The sequence below is a fragment of the Hominibacterium faecale genome, from assembly GCF_020734085.1.
Taxonomy (GTDB): domain Bacteria; phylum Bacillota; class Clostridia; order Peptostreptococcales; family Anaerovoracaceae; genus Hominibacterium; species Hominibacterium faecale.
Genome location: NZ_JAJAGH010000010.1, coordinates 184,038 through 206,874, shown reverse-complemented (window position 1 = coordinate 206,874; position 22,837 = coordinate 184,038). Strand labels below are relative to the sequence as shown.

At 47.5% G+C, this 22,837-nt stretch carries 22 protein-coding genes; 17 read left to right on the top strand and 5 right to left on the bottom strand.

Annotated elements, in window-relative coordinates:
• The first annotated feature begins 198 nt into the window (after positions 1 to 198).
• Positions 199 to 303 (top strand): M15 family metallopeptidase, encoded by a 105-nt coding sequence (locus LG211_RS15370; RefSeq protein ID WP_336246075.1) that lies wholly within the window; start codon positions 199 to 201, stop codon positions 301 to 303.
• Between the two features lie 10 nt (positions 304 to 313).
• Here LG211_RS15370 and LG211_RS15365 read toward each other — a convergent pair whose 3' ends face one another.
• Both LG211_RS15365 and LG211_RS15360 read right to left on the bottom strand, forming a co-directional pair.
• Positions 314 to 862 carry a ferredoxin domain-containing protein gene (locus tag LG211_RS15365; RefSeq protein WP_148398156.1) on the bottom strand — a complete coding sequence of 183 codons (549 nt, stop codon included), beginning with the start codon at positions 860 to 862 and terminating at the stop codon, positions 314 to 316.
• Between the two features lie 19 nt (positions 863 to 881).
• Complete coding sequence (locus LG211_RS15360) at positions 882 to 1,340, bottom strand: shikimate kinase (RefSeq protein WP_253020721.1); 459 nt, start codon at positions 1,338 to 1,340, stop codon at positions 882 to 884.
• A 161-nt stretch (positions 1,341 to 1,501) separates the two neighbouring features.
• Here LG211_RS15360 and LG211_RS15355 point away from each other — a divergent pair, with 161 nt between their 5' ends.
• Positions 1,502 to 2,422 (top strand): nucleotidyltransferase family protein, encoded by a 921-nt coding sequence (locus LG211_RS15355; RefSeq protein ID WP_269477925.1) that lies wholly within the window; start codon positions 1,502 to 1,504, stop codon positions 2,420 to 2,422.
• Positions 2,423 to 2,818: 396 nt separating this feature from the next.
• Here LG211_RS15355 and LG211_RS15350 read toward each other — a convergent pair whose 3' ends face one another.
• The 3 genes from LG211_RS15350 to LG211_RS15340 all read right to left on the bottom strand — a co-directional run bounded on the left by LG211_RS15350 (position 2,819) and on the right by LG211_RS15340 (position 6,012).
• Positions 2,819 to 4,513: a M28 family metallopeptidase gene (locus LG211_RS15350; protein WP_269477924.1), complete on the bottom strand. Its 1,695-nt coding sequence runs from the start codon at positions 4,511 to 4,513 to the stop codon at positions 2,819 to 2,821.
• A gap of 117 nt (positions 4,514 to 4,630) precedes the next feature.
• On the bottom strand, positions 4,631 to 5,344 hold the full coding sequence (locus LG211_RS15345) for a glucosaminidase domain-containing protein (RefSeq protein ID WP_253020724.1): 714 nt from the start codon (positions 5,342 to 5,344) through the stop codon (positions 4,631 to 4,633).
• Between the two features lie 23 nt (positions 5,345 to 5,367).
• Positions 5,368 to 6,012 carry a GntR family transcriptional regulator gene (locus tag LG211_RS15340; protein ID WP_148397155.1) on the bottom strand — a complete coding sequence of 215 codons (645 nt, stop codon included), beginning with the start codon at positions 6,010 to 6,012 and terminating at the stop codon, positions 5,368 to 5,370.
• Positions 6,013 to 6,297: 285 nt separating this feature from the next.
• Between LG211_RS15340 and LG211_RS15335 the strand changes: the two genes are divergently transcribed.
• From LG211_RS15335 to LG211_RS15265, 15 genes are all read left to right on the top strand, one after another.
• The gene (locus LG211_RS15335; RefSeq protein WP_269477923.1) at positions 6,298 to 7,896 is read left to right on the top strand and encodes an APC family permease; all 1,599 of its coding nucleotides are present in this window, start codon (positions 6,298 to 6,300) and stop codon (positions 7,894 to 7,896) included.
• Positions 7,897 to 7,967: 71 nt separating this feature from the next.
• Positions 7,968 to 9,932 (top strand): M20/M25/M40 family metallo-hydrolase, encoded by a 1,965-nt coding sequence (locus tag LG211_RS15330; protein WP_269477922.1) that lies wholly within the window; start codon positions 7,968 to 7,970, stop codon positions 9,930 to 9,932.
• A gap of 21 nt (positions 9,933 to 9,953) precedes the next feature.
• Entirely contained in the window at positions 9,954 to 10,964 is a 1,011-nt protein-coding gene (locus LG211_RS15325) for a zinc-binding alcohol dehydrogenase family protein (RefSeq protein ID WP_269477921.1), read from the top strand.
• Positions 10,965 to 10,974: 10 nt separating this feature from the next.
• Positions 10,975 to 12,414 carry a tagaturonate reductase gene (locus LG211_RS15320; protein WP_269477920.1) on the top strand — a complete coding sequence of 480 codons (1,440 nt, stop codon included), beginning with the start codon at positions 10,975 to 10,977 and terminating at the stop codon, positions 12,412 to 12,414.
• A 2-nt stretch (positions 12,415 to 12,416) separates the two neighbouring features.
• Positions 12,417 to 13,868, top strand: a complete 1,452-nt coding sequence (locus tag LG211_RS15315; RefSeq protein ID WP_269477919.1) for a UxaA family hydrolase — start codon at positions 12,417 to 12,419, stop codon at positions 13,866 to 13,868.
• On the top strand, positions 13,865 to 14,515 hold the full coding sequence (locus tag LG211_RS15310) for a bifunctional 4-hydroxy-2-oxoglutarate aldolase/2-dehydro-3-deoxy-phosphogluconate aldolase (RefSeq protein WP_269477918.1): 651 nt from the start codon (positions 13,865 to 13,867) through the stop codon (positions 14,513 to 14,515). The genes LG211_RS15315 and LG211_RS15310 overlap by 4 nt, the downstream gene beginning before the upstream one ends.
• A 4-nt stretch (positions 14,516 to 14,519) precedes the next feature.
• Complete coding sequence (locus tag LG211_RS15305; protein ID WP_269477917.1) at positions 14,520 to 15,542, top strand: PfkB family carbohydrate kinase; 1,023 nt, start codon at positions 14,520 to 14,522, stop codon at positions 15,540 to 15,542.
• Positions 15,543 to 15,634: 92 nt separating this feature from the next.
• Positions 15,635 to 16,237 carry a hypothetical protein gene (locus LG211_RS15300; RefSeq protein WP_148397147.1) on the top strand — a complete coding sequence of 201 codons (603 nt, stop codon included), beginning with the start codon at positions 15,635 to 15,637 and terminating at the stop codon, positions 16,235 to 16,237.
• Between the two features lie 115 nt (positions 16,238 to 16,352).
• Positions 16,353 to 16,640, top strand: a complete 288-nt coding sequence (gene rpsF / locus LG211_RS15295) for a 30S ribosomal protein S6 (RefSeq protein ID WP_148397146.1) — start codon at positions 16,353 to 16,355, stop codon at positions 16,638 to 16,640.
• A 12-nt stretch (positions 16,641 to 16,652) separates the two neighbouring features.
• A complete protein-coding gene (locus tag LG211_RS15290) occupies positions 16,653 to 17,084 on the top strand; it encodes a single-stranded DNA-binding protein (RefSeq protein ID WP_148397145.1) in 432 nt (143 codons plus the stop codon).
• Between the two features lie 18 nt (positions 17,085 to 17,102).
• The gene (gene rpsR / locus LG211_RS15285; RefSeq protein WP_148397144.1) at positions 17,103 to 17,333 is read left to right on the top strand and encodes a 30S ribosomal protein S18; all 231 of its coding nucleotides are present in this window, start codon (positions 17,103 to 17,105) and stop codon (positions 17,331 to 17,333) included.
• Between the two features lie 80 nt (positions 17,334 to 17,413).
• The gene (locus LG211_RS15280; RefSeq protein WP_269477916.1) at positions 17,414 to 18,844 is read left to right on the top strand and encodes a sigma-54 interaction domain-containing protein; all 1,431 of its coding nucleotides are present in this window, start codon (positions 17,414 to 17,416) and stop codon (positions 18,842 to 18,844) included.
• 247 nt (positions 18,845 to 19,091) lie between these two features.
• Positions 19,092 to 20,507 carry an MFS transporter gene (locus LG211_RS15275; protein WP_148397142.1) on the top strand — a complete coding sequence of 472 codons (1,416 nt, stop codon included), beginning with the start codon at positions 19,092 to 19,094 and terminating at the stop codon, positions 20,505 to 20,507.
• Positions 20,508 to 20,524: 17 nt separating this feature from the next.
• Positions 20,525 to 21,643: a DmpA family aminopeptidase gene (locus tag LG211_RS15270; RefSeq protein ID WP_269477915.1), complete on the top strand. Its 1,119-nt coding sequence runs from the start codon at positions 20,525 to 20,527 to the stop codon at positions 21,641 to 21,643.
• Positions 21,643 to 22,560: an amidohydrolase family protein gene (locus tag LG211_RS15265; protein WP_253020735.1), complete on the top strand. Its 918-nt coding sequence runs from the start codon at positions 21,643 to 21,645 to the stop codon at positions 22,558 to 22,560. Before LG211_RS15270 ends, LG211_RS15265 begins: the two co-directional genes overlap by 1 nt.
• Positions 22,561 to 22,837: the final 277 nt, after the last annotated feature.

Sequence of the window (22,837 nt, the reverse complement as noted above, 5' to 3'; positions counted from 1 at the left end):
GACTGCTCCCATGCGGCCGGAGCCAGACTCAAAGTCGGCGCGTTCTATGATACATCTTGGCAAATCCAACCGCTCCATGAGAGCCAACAACACCAGCAGCTTAATCCTTATGTAAAAGGATCAACCGTGGAGCCCGCAAACGGCAAGGTTTAAGCCCAGCGTGACGTAAAAAAATACAGCGGCAAGTAAGCCGCTGCGATGATTCATAAAAATGACTTTATATACAAGCTGTTTAAAAAACATGGTTTTACCTGGGGCGGGGATTGGAAAGCACTGAAAGATTATCAGCATTTTGAAAAATAAATCTCAGCGATTAAACCATCACGTTTTCCGGGTCCCGATCAAAGAAAATGCTCTTTGATGAAGTGGAAAGAGGAATTCCAAAGCAGACTCTCACGCCGGACGGGAAACATCCCATCCTCAAGGCAGCCTGTCCGGCTGAAAATAAGACCCGATTATCGATCCGATTATCAGCGGCTATGGAGACGGCCGATCCGACAGCAATGCCCAGATCGGTTACATTAAAGGCGCAATTTGCTCCGGCTTTCGTCATTTCCGCACAATTTTCAAATCCGCACATGCCGCACGGATCAAGTCCCAGCGGATCGCTGAGAACACCAAGCAATACGATGCAATGACTGTCATCCACATTTTTAGCGTCCCTTTCAAAAAAGTCAGCTCCCGTTTCCTTGGCGATGTCTCGCATATGGGCGCTGAGCACGTCCTTATCGTTTCCATCTAAAATAAAAGATATGACCTTGTCTTCTCCGCAGCCCTTGGGAGCTGTCTTGGCGGCGGCAACCATTTTATCAGCTACAAGAAAAGCGCTTCTTTTCTCAGCATCTTCACTTTTGTAAATCATTGAAATCCTCCTAAGATTTTCATATAAATTGATTATACAATGGTTTGCGTTGTTCGTAAAGGGCAAAGAATTTTTCTTTCTTTAAGGAAGAATCGCTTTGATTCATAAAGGCGTAAGGCAGCCCCTTCTCATCTTTTGCCCTTTCCCACAAGGTTTTCGGGGAAATGTCCCCATCTGCGACAATGACTTTGTTTTGTTCGAGTATGTCCCTGTTCATTTCATCCAGCATAACACCGTCCCCGCAGGAAACGACAATCCCCTCTTCCTCCGCCAAAAGGCACAGCATTTCGTACTCTTTATTCCGATATTCGTGTTCGCCCATCATCATGCAAATTCTCTGGACGGTGCGGCCGTCCTTCTTCTCAATTTCATCGTCCAAATCAAAAACGCGATATTGATACTCTTTTGCCAGCTTTTCAGCCAGCCCCCGTCGATCGCTTCCCATAAAGCCAATTACAAAGATTCTTGAATGATTCATAATGTCCCCCGATCAAATATAAGTTATGTTTTCAGTATACGACACAAATGGGCTGCAGGCAAGTATCCCCGGCTTGCGGGCGGCCGTCATTTATCGTATACTATAACAGGGCTTTTGCATTGGACAGGCCCTGTTAAAAACATCAGAAAAGAGGAAGCGTTATGAAAGAACCAACTTTAATTATAATGGCCGCGGGAATGGGTTCCCGGTACGGCGGGCTTAAACAGATGGACCCCATCAGCGATCAGGGCGAGATCATCTTGGATTTTTCCCTCTATGATGCCATGATGGCCGGATTTAAAAAAGTCATATTCGTTATTAAAGAAGAAATGGAAGAGGACTTCCGGGCTTTAATCGACGACAGAGCGGGAAAGCATCTACAGGTGGAGTACGCCTTTCAAAAGCTGGAGGATCTCCCCCAGGGTTATCTGGTTCCGCAGGGCCGGGAAAAGCCTTGGGGAACAGCCCATGCAGTTTTGAGCTGCAGACATTTGATCGACGGACCCTTTGCAGTCATCAATGCCGACGATTATTATGGAGCCGGAGGGTTCCAGAGCATCTATGATTTCCTGATCAGCAGCAAGGACGGCGCAACCTATTCCTACTGCATGGTGGGCTTCAAATTGGAAAACACCATTACAGAAAACGGACATGTGGCCCGCGGCGTATGTGAGATCACGGAAGAAGGTAATTTGACTCAAGTTACTGAGCGCACCAAGATCATGAGGCGGCCGGAAGGTATTTGCTATACGGAGGACGACGGCCAGTCCTGGATACCTCTTCCCGATGGAACAACGGTGTCCATGAATTTTTGGGGCTTTACCAAAAGCATGATGGAAGAAATGGAAAAAGGATTTCCTGCTTTTTTAGATCAGGCGATAAAAGAGAATCCGCTCAAGGGCGAATATTATCTGCCTATGGTGGCGGACCGGCTGGTGAAAGAAGGAAAAGCAACGGTAAAAGTTCTTCCTTCCCAGGATAAATGGTACGGAGTGACCTACCGGGCCGATAAGGAACAGGTGGTGGCTGCTCTCCAGTCCATGAAGGACAAAGGGCTTTACCCGGACAAGCTGTGGAAATAGGGTAAAGGATACCAGGAAATTTTAAGTCCGGAAAATTTTCTGGATTTACGCAAAGTTGCGGGTTTGCGGGGCCTGGAGTCGAGGCTGGGAGCAAATCATCGTGATCTGAGACTAGCAGCCTTTTCAGCGATGATTTTAGGCCTTTTTCGCTGCCAATCCTCCTAAAAACAGCAGGAAATTATCTCTTTTCTACCTTATTTTCTCTTCCCGCGATGAAAAATCATCGTAAACTTAGACCAAAACAAGCTCGAGCGATCATTTTGCTTTTCACCCTTTATGAATCCTGGGCCGAAGGGGCTGCTCCTTTCAAAAAATGGATCGAAAAAAGGGCACATCGCATTCGTTTTCACTAATGCGACAGCCCTTTTTGATTTCAGATGAACAAAATCTTACTTCCTAAATTTTCGCTTTCAAGCTGTCAGCCAGCTCCTTCATAGCCTTAGTTTCGGCTTCCATGGTTTTTGTCATTTCCTTCTGCTGGGCTTTTAGGGCCTTGTTGTAAATTTCGATTTCCTCGCTGTAAGAACCCTTTTCCCCGGCGGCTGATTTTTTCAGAAGCGAGCGGGTCGCATCCTTCGTATCCGCCAGCTTTGGGCCTTTGCCCGTTCCCCAGAAAAGATTGCCCTTGTTGCTGTCTTCGAGAAGCGATTCTTCTGAGGCTTTGCAGGTCTTTGGGCTGAAGGAATAATATCCGAATTCCGCTCTGACGTTGATCTGACCAGCCAAATCCAGAGCGCCGTTTTGCTCCTTTTCATTGGATAGCACGTCTTTTTCCAGAGCTGCCGTAACGTCTGAGATCAGTTCGATATTGGACTGGTAAGGAATGTGCTTGATGACCATATCGGAAGTGAGGATAATGCCGATAAAATGATCCTGGATATATTTGAAGGTTTCCAAAGTCGTCTTATTCAGCGCTTTTCCTTCTGACCGAATGGCCGTGAGCTCATCCTCAGAAGCGCCGTCTGAAACAGCCTTCTCGTAGCGGGAATTGACATCATCGATCTTCTTGTTCAGGCTGTCGACAGAAGCGCGCAGTTCTTTGGAGGCCGCCTTATAAGCTTCCGTATCCGCACCGGCTGCCTTTGCCAAATCCTCGTTGAGCGCCTCATCCAGATCATCGCAGGTAGCAGTCATATCCAGCTTGAGGGCCGGGGTCTGATCCACATAGATGGCTAATGCGCCGAAGGTCTTGAGATTGGTGGTCATAACATCCGCATTGTAGGTATCCTTGTCGTCGGCCACCGTATGATAGCGGTCGCGGTTCCAGTTTTTATCTTTTTCCTTATCGAATCCCGGGATATTGACAGAGTGAGGAACGCCGCTGGCCCGGTAAGAAACCCCGTCCTCCAGGCAAAAAGTATCGACGGAAGTGCTGTTAAAGCCGTCGGGATAAATATCGTTTTCAGGCGCGGCAAGAATTCCGAAATTTTCCACAAACTCTTTCACAAGGGGAGCAAAGTCGGGATCGCACTGGATCTCGCCCTGTTTTGCTCCATCGTAAACGGCGGGAAGCTCGAAGTTGAGCATGGCGATGGTTTTTCCGGCCCAATCAGGATGAGCGTTGTTGATCATTTCCCAGGCGCCGGTGGTCCAGTCGAACTGGCTTCCGATGGCGCCCCATTCCTTAGAACCGTGGCATACGAAGACAATATCGTTTTCCGGGGTATATTCGGAATCCTTCATAGCCTTGGCCATAGAAAGAATCAGGCTGATGGCGCAGCTATCATCCTGAAAACCATTGAAATATACGGCATAATGACCGGAGACAATGATTTGCTGGTCAGAGGATTTTCCCTTGATTTTTCCAACCACATTGTAGATGGTGCCCTTATCCGGCTCCATAACATTATCGACTTCCAAAGTCGCTTTATTCTTACCTTCTTTTATGGCTTTGGAAAGCTCCTTGTAGTGATTACGGCTGATGCTGACGCAAGGGATCACGTCTTTTGCGCATAAATCCTGCATGTTGATCATATCGTCGGAGTAAGATCCGTAGCCGATTTCCAGACTGTATGTAACGATGGCCGCAGCGCCGTGAAGGGCGGCTTCATTCATATATTGATCGATCCAGGCCACATTCCACTGATCCACGCCGGCCAGAGCAATCTTTCCTTTTACATCCTTAAAACGAGAAAGCCCACAAATCCGGCAAAGATATAGGTAAAAAAGAAAATTTCATCAAACATCAACGTTCCGGCCTTTCCTTAGTTACTTAATTCTGCTCAGTGCTTCCTTATGACGCTTGCTGATGACCGCGTAATAATCCACCATATAATTCCCCACCTTGGCATACCACTGGGGATTTGCGGCATAGCGTTTGTTGACACCTTTTACTGTGGGACTGCCGCCGTAAAGACTGGCGCCCGGCTTGAGATATTTGGAAGAAAGGCCTTTGGCAACCACGTTGATGCCTTCAGACTTGGAAGAAAATCCGCTTCGGCCGTAGCCAAACATATTGTTGGGCCGGAACATCATGGTTCCTTTGGCGCTTTCCAGCGAAGCGATGGACATGAGGAAAACGCAGTTGACTCCGTATTTTTCCTCAGCGCGAACAAAGGCTTCCTCCAGTCCGACCAGCCCCTGGCTGGTGACCAGCTTTAAATCGGCTTCCGTTACGCCGCTGGGCTTTCTCAGATCAAGGTCGTAAATCTGTTCCAGGGAATAGGCAGGAATGGATTCCTGCTTTGTCAGCCGGTCGGCAGTATACTGGCGCAAGGAGTCAGGGAGATTCACTTCTGAGGCTTTTTCATACATGGCCTCCACCTTGGCCGCCTCTTTTTTTTCGGCTTCCTCCACCATATTCTGCGCAGCCCAGACCACTGCTGCCGCCGAAGAGCAGATGAGAAGCAGGAGTAAAAGATCGACGAGGAGTAAAATCAAAAACCCGTTTTTGAATCGTTTCTTTTTTTTAACCGTATCCATAAGCATATGTCCTCAAATCAAGTTCAGTAATGATTGATGAAACTGGAAAAACTAGCTTCCCTGGCCTTCTCCAGATGGGTCTTGATCGCTTCTCCTGCCTCATCGAATTTCCCGCCCAGCATCAGGTCGATAATATTTACGTGTTCGTTGTTGGAAGCCAGGATCCGTTCCTGATTCTGATTTCCGGTCATAACCCGCAGGCGGAAGTTTTGGTTGTAGATGTAATCCATGGTCCGCATAAAATATAGATTTTTGCTGGAATTTACCAGTAATTTGTGAAATTGATCATCCTTCACGTAAATTTCATTGGTCGATCTGTGGGATAAATTTTTCAAATCAAAGGTTTTTTTCATGGATGACAGAATGTCGGACGGAACCAGCTGCCCGTAATGGGCGACGATGTACGGCTCAATTAAAATCCGGGTTTCAAAGATCATGCTGATTTCATTGATGGAAAGATCCGACACCATAATTCCTTTTTTGGGAAGGATCCGAACCAGATTCTCCTGTTCCAGCTTGCTGAGCGCTTCCCTGATGGGCGTCCGGCTGGAGCCGATTTCGTCCATGAGCAGGGTTTCGTTCAAGAAGGAATTGGGCGGATATTCACAATTGACGATCTTTGTCTTGATCAAGTTATAAGCTTTGTTTTTTAAACTTTCTTTTTGCATATTCTTCCTTTTATCATTAATCTTCAGAGATTTTTTTCTAAAATAAATCAAAGGAATGGTCCCTTTATGCTTAAAAGTATACTACAAGATTGGAAAAAAAGGGATTAAAAAAAGGAAAAGCCCGCTAAAAAATAAAGATGGCCGGGAAATGGTCAGATTGTTCAAAATATAGTTGACAAACATTTTACAAGGGGTTAAAATAATCACATGATCTGTTGTATACAACAGATATGCAACAGATATGCAAAATGCCGTTGTTCTCATTTTATAATTATGGAGGGAGATATGAACGATTTATCCAACAAAGGGCTGAAACGCCATAAAGTCGGACTTCTGGCCGTAGTGGGCACCATCTATTCTCTGACAGCCGCAGGGGCTTATGGAATCGAAGACATGGTACCCAGCGTGGGCCCGGGCCTGTGCATGGTCATGCTGATCATCATACCGCTGGTCTGGGCATATCCGCAGGCTTTTGTCTGCGCCGAGATGGGATCTGCCATACCGGCCGAAGGAGGCCCGTACAAGTGGGTTCAGGAAACCTGCGGTGAATTTTGGGGGTTCCAGATGGGCTGGTGGAGAACTCTGGGAGGCTACTTTAATACCGTAACCTTCGTCGTGCTGGCATCCAATTACATGGCCAGCGCCTTTCATCTGACCGGAACGCAGGAATACATTGTAAAAATTGCCTTTATCGTGGTTTTTACAATCGTCAACCTGAGAGGAATCAAGGACGTAGCAATCGTCAATACCATTATATCCATCAGTATTCTGGCAGCTTTCGCCATCGTGGCGATTCTCGGATTCGCCCATTACAATCAGTCGCCGGTCCAGCCCTTTATACCGGAGGGACAAAGCTTGATTGAAAGTATCGGTTATGGTCTGGCCATCGGCATGTGGATGTACGGAGGAATGGAAGCCATGTCCATCATGAGCGAAGAACTGGAAAAACCGCAGATCATACCAAAAGCATTGATGATCGCCATTCCATTGATCATTTTGACCTACATCGTTCCCACAACTGCAGGACTTTCCTCTATCGGCCAGTGGGATAACTGGGGTTCGGAAGGTGTTTCTTACATCGATGTGGCCAGAGAATACGGAGGACCGATTTTCTTCAGCTTCTTCCTGATTGTTGCAGTTCTGTCCAACGTCTCACTGTTCAACGGATACATCGCGTCCACATCCAGAGGCTTTTTCGTAATGGCCGCCGACAACCTCTGTCCAAAGTTCTTGGTTAAATGCGACAAGAAGAGAGGCGTTCCCTATGTGGGCGTGCTCAGCGTAGCTGTTGTATCCTTTATTATCTGCCAGTTCAACTTTACACAGTTGGTTATCATTACCGTTACCATGAGCATCTTTGCTTCCAGCCTGACCCAGATATCGGGCATTCTGAGAAGAGTGAGAAAGACCCATCCGGACGGCCCCTTTAAGTTAAAGGTAAGCGACGGAGTGTTCATCGCTTACAGCTCGGTACCCTTTATAATCGGAGTGATCGCCTTATATTTGAACGGAACCGATTATTTCCTATTCGGTATTATCGGCGTAATCAGCGGACCTGCAGCTTACATCATCATCAAGAAAGTTTACGGCGGAATGACATCCATCGATCCTCAGCGGTATCCCATCAACCCCGCTACAAAATTGGCGCCGGGAGACATCCTGAGGACAGGCGTGATTCTGGTCATGTGGGCGATCCTGGGCATCATCGCCATCTTCTTCTTCCCGTGGTACGAGAATCCGGCGGTTTATGCGGAAGGCTACGGAAGCCCGGATATTTTCCAGACCTTTATTACAGCCATTAAATACCTTACCATTGCCGCAGGCGTTATCGGAATCATCCTCATGATCTGGGGCAAGAAAAAAGATCCGGCAAAGATTTTCTAATAATTATAATCAGTGGATAGGGAGCATGGAAGGAATATCCTGCTCCCTGTATTATGTCGATGGAGATACAAATGAACAGCGATTGGAAAAAGGAAAAAATAAACATTACTTTTTCAAAAGAAGTGATCGAGGAGCTGTCCCGGATAACCGATTGCAGCAAGATCGGCGGCCGCTGGGCCGGTTCCCCCGCGGAACATGAGGCGGCGGACTACCTGGTAAAAAAATTTAATGAAGCCGGACTTGTAAGAGTTACAAAGGATCCCTTCCCGGTAGATGCCTGGACTTTAAAAGAAACTTCGCTGACTTATACGGAAGAAAGCGGGGAGAAGCAGGAAGTTTCCATGGGCGGATACGCCTGCCATGCGGTCTTTGAAAAGAAAAAAGTGTCCATGATCTTCGCAGGAAAAGGAACGGAACAGGACTATGAACAGGTAGATCCCAAGGGAAAGCTGGTGCTGATCGAAATCAATCAGGCCGACGACTGGTGGATAAATTTTCCCGCATACGAAGCAAAGCTTCGGGGAGCCTTGGGGGTGATCTGCATCAATACGGGAGGTTTCGGGCAGGAAGGGGACAACGTGCTGGTGTCGGAAGATCTTTGCGGTCCGGCGGATCTGCTGGCCTTTTCCATTGGAAAGAAAGACGGCTTTCGGCTGAAACAGCAGATTGCTGCCAGCAGCACAAAGGAAATATCCGTCGTCCTGAATGTGGACAGCAGGGTCGAAGAAGGCGGTATTTCCTATAATATCTGGGGAGACATCCCTGGGGAAACAGAGGACGTTATCTACATCATCAACCATTACGATTCCTATTATTACACGGTCTTTGACGATGTACAGGGAATCGGCTGGGCTCTGGGACTGGCTAAGGCATTTACAGAAAAAGGAGTTCGACCCAAAAAGACGCTGCGATTTGTCGCCCACGGAGCGGAAGAATGGGGCTTGATGGACAGCAAATACGATTGGGCGATCGGAGCCTATCGGCAGATCACGGATATTCGGCCGGAGTGGAAGGAAACGGGCTTCGCAGTGGTCAACCTGGATGGGTTTTATGCAGTAAAGGGAGAGCGGAAATTCTGTATCGTCTGCACCCAGGAGCTGTACGATTTTGTACAAGAGGCCGTGAACGCCTATGGAAACACAGGAGAATACCAGATAGAAACAAATATGAAATTGACGTCCTCCACAGAAGATTTCAGTTATACAAAAGCGGGAATTCCCAGCTTCGTCGCCGGAGCCTACGATGGGTGCCTGGCGGACCGGAAAGTCCTCCACAGCTCGGACAGCTCCTGGGAAGCAGGTTTTGATGATCAAGCCTTTGAACTGTTTCATAACCTGTTTGCTCATATCATTGCCCATCTGGACGCAAAAGCGATCTGCCCCATCAATTTGCAGAGAAGGCTTGGGGGGATTTATGAAGAGCTTGCCCCAGTCCTGAAAGAATCCGATGTTCAGATTTTTAAGAAAGCGGTAAGGGAGGCGGTCCTGCTCAAGGAGCATGTGGCCGATTTCAATGAAGGCTGCTTGGCGGAAGGCCGGATTCCGGCGGATAAAGGAGCCTTAAATCAGGAACTTCACAAAATTTATCAATTTATCCACCAGCACTTTATCCGGCTCAATTGGAACGATGAAATGATCGCTCCCCATCAAAGGTACGCTGCCAATGTGGAGGCGTTGGAAAAAGCCGTTGCCTGTTCAGAGAAAGGGCAGTATTCCTCTGCAGCGGACCATCTGATGGAAATTGATTTTAATTATTATGCGCCGTTCTTCAGTCGGGACACCTATGATTATTTTGTAAAGCAGGTGACAGAGGAGCCAAAAGACAGCTGGGGCACCGGCCTGATCGAAAACGGCAATGAGGACTTGTACGCTGTAATCAGGTCCCTTCTGGAAAACAAGTACGGTTATCAGGAAAGGGAGCGGCTGGAGCAGGCCCTGGATCGTCAGCAGCGCTGCTATAATCAGGCCGTTTTAAAGGAAACTGAGGCCGCGGAAAAAGCAGAGAAGGCAATCAAGCTGCTGAACAACAAGTTTTAAAGAACAAAAGGAGGTATCTTTGTGGATTATATTTGTATTGAAAGACCAAAGGAACTGGTCTATAAAGAGGCGGAGCTGCCAAAGAAAGGCGAGGGCGAAGCAGTGCTCAAGCTGCTTTACGGCGGAATCTGCGGATCGGACCTGGGCACATACAGGGGGACGTTTGCCTATGCCGATTATCCAAGGATTCCGGGCCATGAATTTTCTGCGGAAATCGTTGACATCGGCCAAAATGAACTGGGACTGGAAAAGGGCATGATCGTCACAGCCAACCCGTATTTTAACTGCGGTCAATGCTATGCCTGTCAGCGGGGATTTGTCAATTGCTGCGAAAATAACCAAACCATGGGCGCCCAAAGGGACGGGGCCTTTCGCCAGTACATCACCATGCCGGTGGAGCGGCTGTATAAGGGAGATGACATTGACCCAAAGCATCTGGCCCTCATCGAGCCTTTCTGCATCGGGTACCATGGAATCAAACGGGCGGGCATCAAAGCCGGAGATAAGGTTCTGATTATCGGCGCCGGAACCATCGGTGTAATGGCCGGACTATCTGCCAAAATCATGGGCGCGGAAGTCCATATCTGCGACATATCCAGGGAAAAGCTGGACTATGTAAAAACCTTCGGCTTTGACCAATACGTGCTCAACGATGGCCATTTGTCTGAAAAAATAGAAAGCCTCACTCAGGGACGGGGCTATGATACAGCCGTAGAGGCTGTGGGGCTTCCGCAGACTTTCCAGCTGGCCGTCGATGGAGCGGCATTCGCAGGCAAGGTTCTTTTAATCGGTGTGGGCAAAGAGAATTTGGATTTTAACTTTACCATGCTGCAAAAAAAGGAGTTAACCGTATACGGTTCACGCAACGCTCTAAAAGAAGATTTTATGGAATCCATCCAGCTGGCGAAAAAAGGAGCAATTCCTTTTGACAAGGTGATTACCAACGTTTATAAATTCAAAGAAAGCGAAGAAGCTTTCAGAGCGTTTGACGCAAGCCAGGGAAACATGCTCAAGGTTTTGATCGAATTTTAAAGGAGGGTCCATGGATAAATTAACGTATGAAACTCTGGATATATTAAACTATGACGGCTATCTTCTCCGGCAGGCTCCTGAGAAAGTCATTCAATTCGGCGAAGGGAATTTTCTGCGGGGCTTTGTCGATTACTTTATCGACCTTGCCAATGAGCGGGGTGGTTTCAACGGTAAAGTGGCCGTTGTCCAGCCCATTCCGGCAGGACGCATTGGGGATATCAACCGGCAGGAGGGACTGTACACTCTCTGCCTGCGGGGCCGGGACAGACAAGGAATCAGAAATGAAAAGCGGATCATCAGCTGCATCAGCAGAGGGATCGATCCGTATGAAGATTTTCCTTCTTTTTTGGAGTTGGCCAGAAATGAGGAGATGGAATATATCGTATCCAACACAACGGAGGCCGGGATCGTTTACGACGGCACCTGCCGGTTTTCCGACCAACCTGCCGGAACTTTTCCGGCAAAGCTGACCAGGCTGCTGTATGAACGATTTTCCCGCACAGCCAGCCAGCGGGGATTTATCATACTCTCCTGCGAACTCATCGATGATAACGGAAAAAAGCTGAAAGACTGCGTGCTGTCCCACAGCCGGGACTGGGATTTGGGGCCGGACTTCATCCAATGGGTAGAGCAGGAAAATCGATTCTGCTCCACCCTGGTGGATCGGATCGTCACCGGATACCCTGCCGATCCGGAGGAAGAAAACGGAAAAAACGGATATGAGGACGTCTTGATGGATGCGGCTGAATTCTTTGGTCTTTGGGTGATTGAGGGTACAGAGGATTTGGAAGGGAGCCTTCCTTTTACCAGGGCCGGGCTGCCGATCCTGGTAAAAAAAGACCACAAGCCTTACAAAACCCGCAAGGTGAGAATTCTCAACGGGGCCCATACTTGCCTGGTCCCTGTGGCCCGTCTCGCAGGAAAACAAATTGTCAGAGAAAGCATGGAAGATGAAAAGATCAACCAGTTTGTCAGGACCTTTGTTTTTCAAGAAGTCATTCCAACCTTGGACCTGCCCGAGGAAGATTTGCGCCAATTTGCTGAAGATGTATTCGATCGTTTTGCCAACCCCTTTATCGACCACAAGCTGACCGATATCGCCCTCAACAGCATTTCAAAATGGACGGCCAGAATCAAGCCATCACTGAAAGAATATGCCGCCCGCAAGGGGACGCTGCCTGCATGTACCGTCTTTGCCCTGGCAGCGCTGATTGTCTACTACAAACATGAGCAGGTTCGGGACGATGAACAGGTCCTCGCTTTTTTCCGCAGGGCCGGACAGTTTCAGACCAATGAGGCCCTTGTCCATGAACTGCTTAAACAGAAGGATTTTTTCCAGGAGGATCTATCCAAGGTTCAAGGCCTGGTGCAGATGACGGCAGCCTTAATGGATGAAATCGAAAGCCGGGGGATGGCAGAGGCTCTGGCTGGTTTTCTCAAGGAGTGTTAGAGATGGACTGGATTAAAATAAACGAGAAGGATAACGTGGCGGTCGCCTTGAACGATCTGGTGAAAAAAGAGAAGATACCCCAGGGTCATAAATTCGCTTTAAAAAAAATTTCCAAGGGGGAGACCATTATCAAATACGGCTGCCCCATCGGGCGGGCTGAGAAAGACATTCAAGAGGGCCAATGGGTCCATACCCACAACGTAAAAACGCTATTAGGCGATACAGAAGATTATCAATACCGTAAAGCCTTGAAAACTCAAGAACTAAGAGGATCGAAAGCTTCTTTTTTCAGCGGATATGTGCGGGAAGACGGCAGGTGCGCGGTTCGAAATGAGGTTTGGATTATTGCCACTGTGGGCTGTGTGAATTCCGTTGCCCAGGAGCTTGCTGAGAAAGCGAAGGAATACGCACGGGGAAAGGTTGACGGGGTTTATGCCATCACCCATCCTTATGGCTGTTCACAGATGGGCGAGGATCAAGAAAATACCCGCAGGGCATTGGCCGCTCTGGCCGGTCATCCCAACGCCGGAGGCGTTCTGCTCTTGGGGCTGGGCTGCGAAAATTGCAACTTGGACGTTTTAAAGGACTATTTGCCAGGTCAGCCGGCTTCATTGGAGCGGATAAAATTTCTCCAATGCCAGGATACGGAGGATGAACTTGAAGACGGCGCTTTATTGGTACGCGATCTGATCGATTATGCGAAAAACTTCCGGCGGCAGCCGGTTCCGGTGAGCCGGCTGGTGGTCGGTCTGAAATGCGGCGGCTCCGACGGCCTTTCCGGTATAACGGCAAATCCCCTGGTGGGCAGGTTTTCCGACCGCTTGTGCGGCCAGGGCGGCAGCGTAATCCTGACAGAAGTTCCGGAGATGTTCGGAGCGGAAAGACTGTTGATGAACAGGTGCAGAGATGAAGAGACCTTCGCTAAAACAGTTGGACTCATCAATCAGTTTAAGGACTATTTCAGACGCCACGGACAGGTGATTTGTGAAAATCCTTCCCCGGGAAATAAAGCGGGGGGCATTACCACTTTGGAAGATAAATCGCTGGGCTGCGTGCAAAAGGGCGGCAGCTCCCTTGTCAATGATGTCTTACAGTATGGAGAACCGGTAAAGGTTCCCGGGCTGAATTTGCTTTCCGCCCCTGGAAACGATCTGGTGGCTTCCACGGCCCTGGCCCTGTCCGGCGCTCATTTGATTCTTTTTACCACAGGCAGGGGAACGCCTTTCGGAAGCCTGGTTCCTACCGTTAAGATCGCTTCCAACCATGTCATTTATGAAAAAAAGAACAACTGGTTCGATTTCGATGGGGGCTTTATGGCGGATGAAGGGGACCGGGAAAAGATTGTTGAAGATTTTTACCGCTGTGTTATAGAAACAGCCAGCGGGGATCGAACGAAAAGCGAGAGCAGGGGTTACCGGGATATCGCGATTTTTAAGCAAGGAGTGACATTATGAGCAAACAATACCAGAGCGTTGTACAGACTTTTTTCCGGGCAGGAATTATTCCTGTCATCCGGCTGGATCAGACAAATAAGGCTGCGCTGCTGGCAAAGGCGCTGGCAGATGGAGAAATGGAGGCCGCGGAAGTTACATTCCGCGCTCAAGGGGCGGAAAAAGTTATCGAAACCATGGGCGCGCAATGTGATCGTCTAATGGTGGGAGCCGGTACCGTTCTTACCGTAGAGCAGGCCCAAAGGGCGAAAGATGCCGGGGCCCGGTTTATCGTCAGCCCGGGTTTCAATCCAAAGGTGGTGGAGTTTTGCTTGAATCGGGACATTCCTGTATTCCCCGGATGTGTCACGCCTACGGAGATTGAGCGGGCCATGGAGATGGGGCTGACCGTCCTGAAATTTTTTCCGGCAGAGCAGTTCGGCGGGGTCAAAACCATAAAAGCCCTTGCCGGTCCTTATCAGCAAGTGAAATTCATGCCTACCGGCGGAATCTCCATGGATAATTTGGGGGAATACCTGTCCAGCCCAGCGGTTGCTGCCTGCGGCGGCACGTTTATGGTGAAAGCGGATTTATTAGAGCAGGATCGATGGAAAGAAGTGACAAAGAGGTGCCGGAAGGCGATGAAACTTGTAAAGGAGATTAGGAGGTAAGAAGATGGCGGAAATTATTACGTTTGGAGAAATTATGCTGCGGCTGAAACCAGAAGGCTATCTGCGCTTTTTTCAGAATGACCGTATGGAAGCGACTTTTGGCGGCGGGGAAGCAAATGTTGCCGTATCCCTTTCCAATTTTGGAGTGGACACTGCTTTTGTCACCAAGCTGCCTCCCCACGAGATTGGAGCGGCAGCCATCCGCAGCTTGAATTCTTTCGGAGTGGATACCGGCAGCATTGTCCGGGGAGGGGATCGGGTCGGAATCTATTATTTGGAAACAGGAGCATCCCAGAGGCCTTCCAAAGTTATCTACGACAGAGCCGGATCCTCCATTGCCCAGGCGGTTTCGGGAGATTTTGACTGGCCGGCCATTTTTGATGGGGCGAAATGGTTTCATTTTACCGGAATTACGCCGGCCCTGAGCGAGAATACCGCAGTGCTGGTAAAAGAAGCCTGCCGGGAAGCCAAGAAGCGGGATATGACGATCAGCTGCGATCTCAACTTCAGGAAAAAACTCTGGTCCTCTCAGGAAGCGCAGCGTATTATGGAACCACTGATGGACTATGTGGATATCTGCATTGCCAATGAAGAGGATGCGGAAAAGATTTTCGGCATACAGGCCGAGGATAGTGATGTGAACGGGGGAAAACTCAATCATGAAGGTTATTGTTCTGTTGCAAGTCAGCTGATTGAGCGGTTTGGCTTTAAATACGCTGCGATCACATTGAGAACCAGCTTGTCGGCCAATGATAACCGATGGGCCGCCATGATCAGCGACGGCAGCCAATGTTTCTTTTCAAAGGAGTATGAGATTCATATCGTCGACCGGGTTGGCGGGGGAGACAGCTTCGCAGCAGGACTGATTTATGGGCTGTATAAAAACATGTCCCTGAAAGATGCCCTGGAATTCGCTGCGGCGGCGTCCTGTCTCAAACATTCTGTGGAGGGTGATTTTAACAGGGTGAGCGTTGAAGAAGTGAATGCGCTGGCGGCCGGCGACGGCAGCGGGCGGGTGCAGCGATAAATCCTTCCCAGCAGACAACAAAATATGACGGGAAAACATGCCAACTGGCGCCATACATGATATAATAGAAAAAATGTATGGAGAATTCAGGTATGAAAAAGATAATCGCAATCGTTATGATCCTTGCCGCGGCCAGCGGGCTTTGGGGATGCAGCATGAAAGATTTTACCCAGACCCTGACAATCACCGAGCCGGAGCAGGTGACAGAAGCATTTTTTGAAGGTTTAAAGAAAAAGGATACGGATACGCTGATTTTGTATACGCAAAATGAGGATATCAACATGCTCCTCCACAGCGCGGGAAACAAAGAGGATTTGGATCTGATCTACAACAGCCTTTTTAAAAACTTCACTTATAAAATTGATTCTGTAGAAAAAAACCAGGCCGAAACCGCAGCCACGGCCCAGGTCCAGGTCTGCAATTCGGATTTCAGCGGTGTTCTGAAAGATTATAATAAGGAAGCCTATTCCTATATGGAGGATAATCTTTACACGGGAAAGAACAGTAAAAAGAGTCTAAACAAAAAGTGCTTGAGTATTTTCGCAAAGCAGGTGGAAAAGGCCAGCCAGGCCGCGCCCGGTGAGCCGCAGACGCTTACCGTTAAGCTGACGAAAAACGATAATTACAGCTGGGATATGGAGCTGACTGAGGAAATGATGGAAATCATCATGGGCGGATTGATTATTCCGGTGTAAAGATTTTTCTTGATTTTTGCACAAAGTAGTGTATAATAGAAAGGCATTGAAATTTTTAATGCTCTCTGCGCCGGCAGAAGGCGGGCGCCATTTAGTCCACAGGGAGGTGAAACGAATGACAAATTATGAAGTTATGTTCATTATCGATCCAGTTTTGGAGGACGAGAAAAAGAATGCTACCGTTGAGACTGTTCAGCAGATCATCAGCGCGGATGGCGAAGTCACCAAAACAGACGTATGGGGAATGAAAAAACTTGCATATCCGATTCAGAAGAAAAATGACGGATACTACGTAGTCGTAGAATTTAAAGCAAGTGAAAATCTGCCTAAAGAATTAGACAGAAGACTGAAAATCTCAGATAATGTAATGAGACACATGATCATTAACAAAGATGAGAAATAAAGGGGTGCGGGTATGAATAATGTAGTACTGATCGGCAGATTAACAAGAGACCCTGAAGTAAGATATACTTCCGAAACGCAGATGGCGGTTGCCAGATTCAGCGTAGCCATCGACCGTCCGGTAAGAGCCGGAGGCGAAAAGCAGGCCGATTTTCCCAATGTGGTTGTATTTGGAAAACAGGCGGAAAACTGCGAACGTTTCCTGAGAAAAGGCAGACTTGTAGGAATACAGGGACGCATACAGACAGGAAAATATACCAACAAAGATGGGGCGACTGTGTATACCACGGAAGTAGTTGCTAATAACGTAGAATTTTTAGACTGGGGAGATCGGAACGAAAGAAGCGATCGGCCGGCACAACAGCAGGCCTCATCTCCGCAGAAGGATGACATGGGGATTCCAGAGGGATTCCAGGCCATCGAGGATGAGGACATCCCATTCTAAGAGAAAGGAGATAATGTCATGGATAGAAGACGCGGCGGCATGAGAAGAAAAAAAGTATGCCAGTTCTGTGCGGACAAGACAGAAACCATAGATTACAAAGACGTTGAAAAACTGAAAAAATATGTAACGGAAAGAGGTAAGATTCTTCCTAAGAGAATCACCGGAACTTGCGCAGTACACCAGAGAGAAGTAACAAGAGCGATCAAGAGAGCAAGAATCGTTGCACTGCTGCCTTATACAGCAGACTAAGAAGAACAAGAGAGCGGAATCAGCAGAATAAGACAGCTGGTTCCGTTTTTTTCTTTAGTTGGAAACAGGAGGACCTGGAGATGAATAGGAAGAGCAGCGATTTTCAGCTTACGCTTGAAGAATGCAAAAGAATTCTGGATCATATTAGTGGGTTGGTGGTTGTGGACAAAGATGGAACCATACGATATATGGCAAAGGAATTGAAGGAAAAAATAACCCAAACAGAAGGCGAAAATTTCTCTAAAGAGATCCTTGGAAAAAACATAAGGGAAATATACCCCGCCAGCAAATTAATAGATTTTCTGGAATCGGAAAAAAACGAGGAGCTGGCTGTTTACCTGGGAATGAGCGGTATCAATATTGCCAGAATGAAAGCGCTGTATGAGGGCAAAAAAATGATTGGCGTTGTGGACTTTGATTTATTCAGTACCGCTCAAGAAGTCGACCTGTTTTTTAATAAACTGGAGGCTCTATCAGCTGATGGACTTTTGGACTTTTCCGATCGAATCAAACGAATTATTTCCGGCAAAAAAAGAAAAAAAGCGCACAAGAAATATTCCCTTGCTGATATAATCGGAGACAGCGTACCGATTCGAGAACTAAAAAGTAAATTAGTCAGGATGTCCGAAACCGATTCGACGGTCCTGATCGAAGCTGAAACAGGTTGCGGAAAAGAGCTTGTCGCACATTCTATCCATAATCTGAGCAAGCGGATGAATTATCCGTTCATTGAAATCAACTGCGCGGCCATACCGGAAAGCCTTTTTGAATCAGAGCTGTTCGGCTACGAAGGAGGGGCCTTCACCGGTGCACAACCGGGCGGAAGACCTGGCAAACTGGAGCTGGCCGAGAAAGGGGCGCTCTTTTTGGATGAAGTGGATCAGCTGCCTTACCACATCCAGCCTAAGCTGCTGCGTGTGCTTCAGGAAAAAGAATTTTGCCGGATCGGAGGAAGAACAAAAAAAATGGATGTGCGGATTATTGCTGCATCCAATAAAAACTTAGCTCTGCTTGTGAAGGAAGGAAAATTTAGAGAGGATCTCTATTACCGTTTGAATATTATGCGAGTGACCATTCCTCCGCTGCGAGAGCGAAAAGAAGACATCCCTCTGTTTGTAGAACAAAGCATCCAGGAAATGAACACTTTGCTGGACAAAAAGGTGGAATGTGTTTCTCCCCAAGTGATGAAATATTTCTATTGCTATAATTGGCCGGGAAATGTCAGGGAATTAAAAAACCTGATTGAACGGGCAATGAACCTCTGTGTGGGTAAACAGATCGAAGCCGGCGATTTGGGCGATTTCGTTTCAGAAAGCTTATATGGGGAAATGAAAAGCACCATTTTTACAGAAAAAAACCCTTTGGAAAAAGCCAGAGAACTGGCTGAACAAGAGGTGATTGAAAAGGCCCTGGACTTATGCGGAGGAAACAAGCAGAAAGCAGCGGAATTATTAAAAATTTCCCGGGCAACCTTATATAACAAGCTGGCCCATAGCAGCAAAAGTGTCTAAAAACCTTTACAGTGTCTAAAAAGTTAGACGTTTTTATGAAGAATGCCGAAAATAAAGGAGGAAGGAGTGTCAAAAGAATTAGACGCTCCTTTGTTTTAATGGCTAAAAAGTTTGAATTTTCATAAAAAAAGGTGGGTTTTCGGCAATATTTATAGTTTTTAGATGGCATAATCCTTGCTGTATAAATAGATAGTGTTTGTACAAACCAAAGCCTATTGAACTGATGGAATAGGAAAGGAGTAATTTTATGACAGAAAAAAAATTATCTGTCGGAACTAAGCTGGGATATGCCATAGGAGCTTTTGGCGACGCCATACCCCTTAATATCTTTAACTTTTACTTTCTGTTTTTTCTTACCGATATTGCCGGCGTGGCGCCGGTCAAGGCAGGAATGGTCTCTTCAATCGCAGTACTTTGGAATGGTGTACTGGATCCGTTTATCGGTTATTTGTCTGATAATAGTAAGAGCAGAATGGGCAGGCGCAGATCGTTTATGGCAAAAGCCGTTTTCCCGTATGGGATTTGTATGTATTTAATCTTCAGCGATTTACCTTTGCCCTCAAATATAAAGGTACTTTATTTTATGGTGATTGCGATGGCCTATTATACCTGCTATACGACCTATGTAATCCCATTTTTCGCTTTGGGCGGAGAATTAACGGATGACTTTGAAGAAAGGACCAGTGTTAGGGCCTGGGGAAGCGCGGTCGGCTACGCTACCATGATTCTGGCCTTAGCTCTGCCCCCGATGATCGTAGCTTTTGTAGAGGAAACTTTGGATAGCAGTCCAGTTCAGGGGTGGAGGACCGTTGGTACTGTCTTTGGAATTCTGATCATATTAGGAATGTCAATCTGCCTCCTATGTACAAAAGGAAAAGAGGCCGCCAATCCCAGCCCGGCACAAGGAGAGAAAGAGAAAAGAAAGAATTTCTTTTTATCTTATCTGGAGGTCTTAAAGCTGAGGCCGGTCAGATTTTTGGGAATCACCGTTTTTTTCTGGGCGATGGCTGCGGCGGCTGCCAGCGGCGGCGCAGTCTATATGCTGACAACTAATTTTCAGGTTACAGCAGGACAGCAGTCCCTCTATTTCACGTGCATCGGACTATTTTCCGTGCTTTGGGCGCCGGTCATCAATGGACTGGGGAAAAAGTTTGATAAAAAACATGTCTATTGCTGCGCGATGCTTTTCAGCGGAACTGTCCTCTGTCTGTTCGGCATCATCGGAGTAAAATCTTTTGAATGGGCCATCGCCATGGCATTTTTCTTTACCTTTGGCAATACAACCTTTTTTACTGTTTACTTTTCACTCATGTATGATTTGAGCGAACTAGACGAATATGTTAATGGAGAAGAGCGGATCGGTGCTATGGCCGGGTTGATGGATTTGATTCAAAAATGTGGAACTGCCGTTTCTATGCAGCTGCTGGGCGTGTTTTTACAATTTGGAGGATACGATGTTGCCGGACAGGAGGCAAAAGCGGCAGAAACAATCATTTCCGCCAATACCCTTCTTCCAGGAATTCTGGGCGTCTGTGCCGGACTGCTGGCCATCGTTTATCCGGTGACCAAAGCGCGCCACCAAGCACTTAAGCGTGCCTTAGAGCAAAAGAAAACAGGTAAACCCCATAGTGAAGCGGGGTTTGAAAAACTAATCAGACGTTAATAAAAAAGGAGATTATTATGAAAAAAAGAGCAAGGGAACTGGGAATCAGCTTGGACGGAGAAACCGGTACATACAATGCCATAACCGACGTGGATGGTGTCATGGTGGGTTATAGCACAATTATAAAAGGAGAACCTGAGGATTACAGTGGCATGGGATCTAATTTTGCCCGAACTGGGGTAACGGCGATTTTACCCAGAGGCAGACAGAGAAGTGTCGTATATGCAGGGCGGCATGATTTGAATGGAAATGGGGAGCTGACCGGAACCCATTGGATGGATGATTCTGGATTTATACACGGCCCGATTATGATCACCAATACGAATAGCGTGGGCATTGTCCGGGATTCGGTGACAAAGTGGATGCTGGAAAATAAATTTTATCATCCGCTGGTTTTCCAGGGTAATGAAATAGAAGGCAGCGGATATTTTTATCCGGTAGTGGGAGAGACCTATGACGGCATACTCAATGATACCAATGGATTTCATGTAAAAGAGCATCACGTCATGGAAGCATTGGAAAACGCCCACGGAGGCTTTATCGAAGAAGGTAACGTGGGAGGAGGCACCGGGATGGTCTGTCATGAATTTAAAGGCGGTACCGGCACTTCATCCAGAAAGTTAAGCCGGGAAGACGGCGGATATACGGTGGGTGTTCTAGTGCAGGCCAATCACGGCGCGCGAAAATGGTTCACAATAAATGGAATTCCCATGGGCGAAAAACTTACCGGCGCTGACCCGGTTTACAACATGGCAATGGCCAAACCGGGCACGGGATCAATCATCGTCGTACTTGCCACGGACGCTCCCGTCAATCCCATTCAGCTATCAAAGATGTGCAAGCGGGTTCCCATTGGAATCGGCAAGCTGGGTTCCGGCTATGAAAATGGGTCAGGGGACATCTTTGTGGCCTTTTCCACAGCCAACGAAAATGCTTTCACCCATACCAAAGCTGTAGCGCAAATTCTCGGCGATCATAGAATGGATCCCATCTATAAAGCGGTTGCTGATGCGGTGGAAGAGGCTATTTTGAATGCTCTTTGCGCAGCGGAAACAATGGAAGGAATCCAACATAATAAAATCTTTGCATTACCAAAAGAACAGGTTGCGGAAATCCTCAGTGAAAGGAGAAGATAATGGGCAGAAAAATAATCGATTCGCACGGCCATTTAGGCGATATCCTCTATGGAAAGAACATTACTTTTAAGCAAAATGTAAGGAAGCGGGACCATCATAATTACTTGGAACAGCTGGAAGCAAACAATATGCTGATGCCGGAGGAATTTGAGAATTTAGACCCTTTGGTATTTAGTGAAAGTGCGCTCAACGAAGAGCAGGCGAGGAACCATACAGCCACTTTGCAGAACTTGCAAACGTCAATGGATGAAAACAAAATTACCGGCATATGGATTTTGCCGGTGCTGCCTCATGTCGGTTTTGAAGAAGTATTGGCGGCATCCAAGCTGGATCCGAGAATAACGCCTTTCACATGTATTGACTTTGACTTGGGAAAGGCTGCTAGTAAAAAAATTGTGCAGGATGCAGAAAAAGGTGCGGCGGGCCTGAAAATACACCCTATCCTGCAGAGGAAAAAGCTGCTGTCCTCTGAGGTGGCAGAAGCGCTGAAGGCTTGGGAGGAAACGGGTAAGCCGGTTATCTGTCATACTTATAGCTTCTGCTACTTTCATCCGGAAGAAAGCTACCGCAATGCGCCTGAAAATGGATCCAATCCGGACTTTTTAGAATTAGTGTCCCGGTTTCCCAACATTAATTTCGTGGGCGCTCATTGCGGCGGAACGTTTGATTATGACCAGTTATGGGAAGGTGCAGATATGAAAAATCTTTACGTAGATACGTCATTCCAGCCATCTTCTGTAGTGAAGGAGTTCCTGAAAAGATTCGGAGAGCGGCGGGTCCTCTTTGGCACCGATTGGCCCTGGGGACAAGAAGCGGCCCCGATTCGAATTGTGGAGGAAGCCTGCGGTGGAGACAAAGAACTAGAAGCGCGTGTCTTTTATAAAAATGCGGAGGAGCTGCTAAAAAATAGAACTTAGCCTGTGGGTCGCATAATCCTGGCAGAGTTCTATGTGAACCCTAAGGAAGCAAAGACAATCTTCCAAACCCTGAAAAATAAAAAACAGGCTGTTTTTCTATGGACAAGCAGCCTGTTTTTTCCTATTTCGAATAGATTCCCGGCATAAGATTTAACTTTTGTCTTGTGGAAGACCTGCCGCCACCGCCGCTGACCCTGAGTTCCCCTTGTCTATCCGCCAACGCCGGCCGCTTTGCTGTCCAGGCTGCAGGACGCGCTGGAGCCTGGCGCAAAACAGA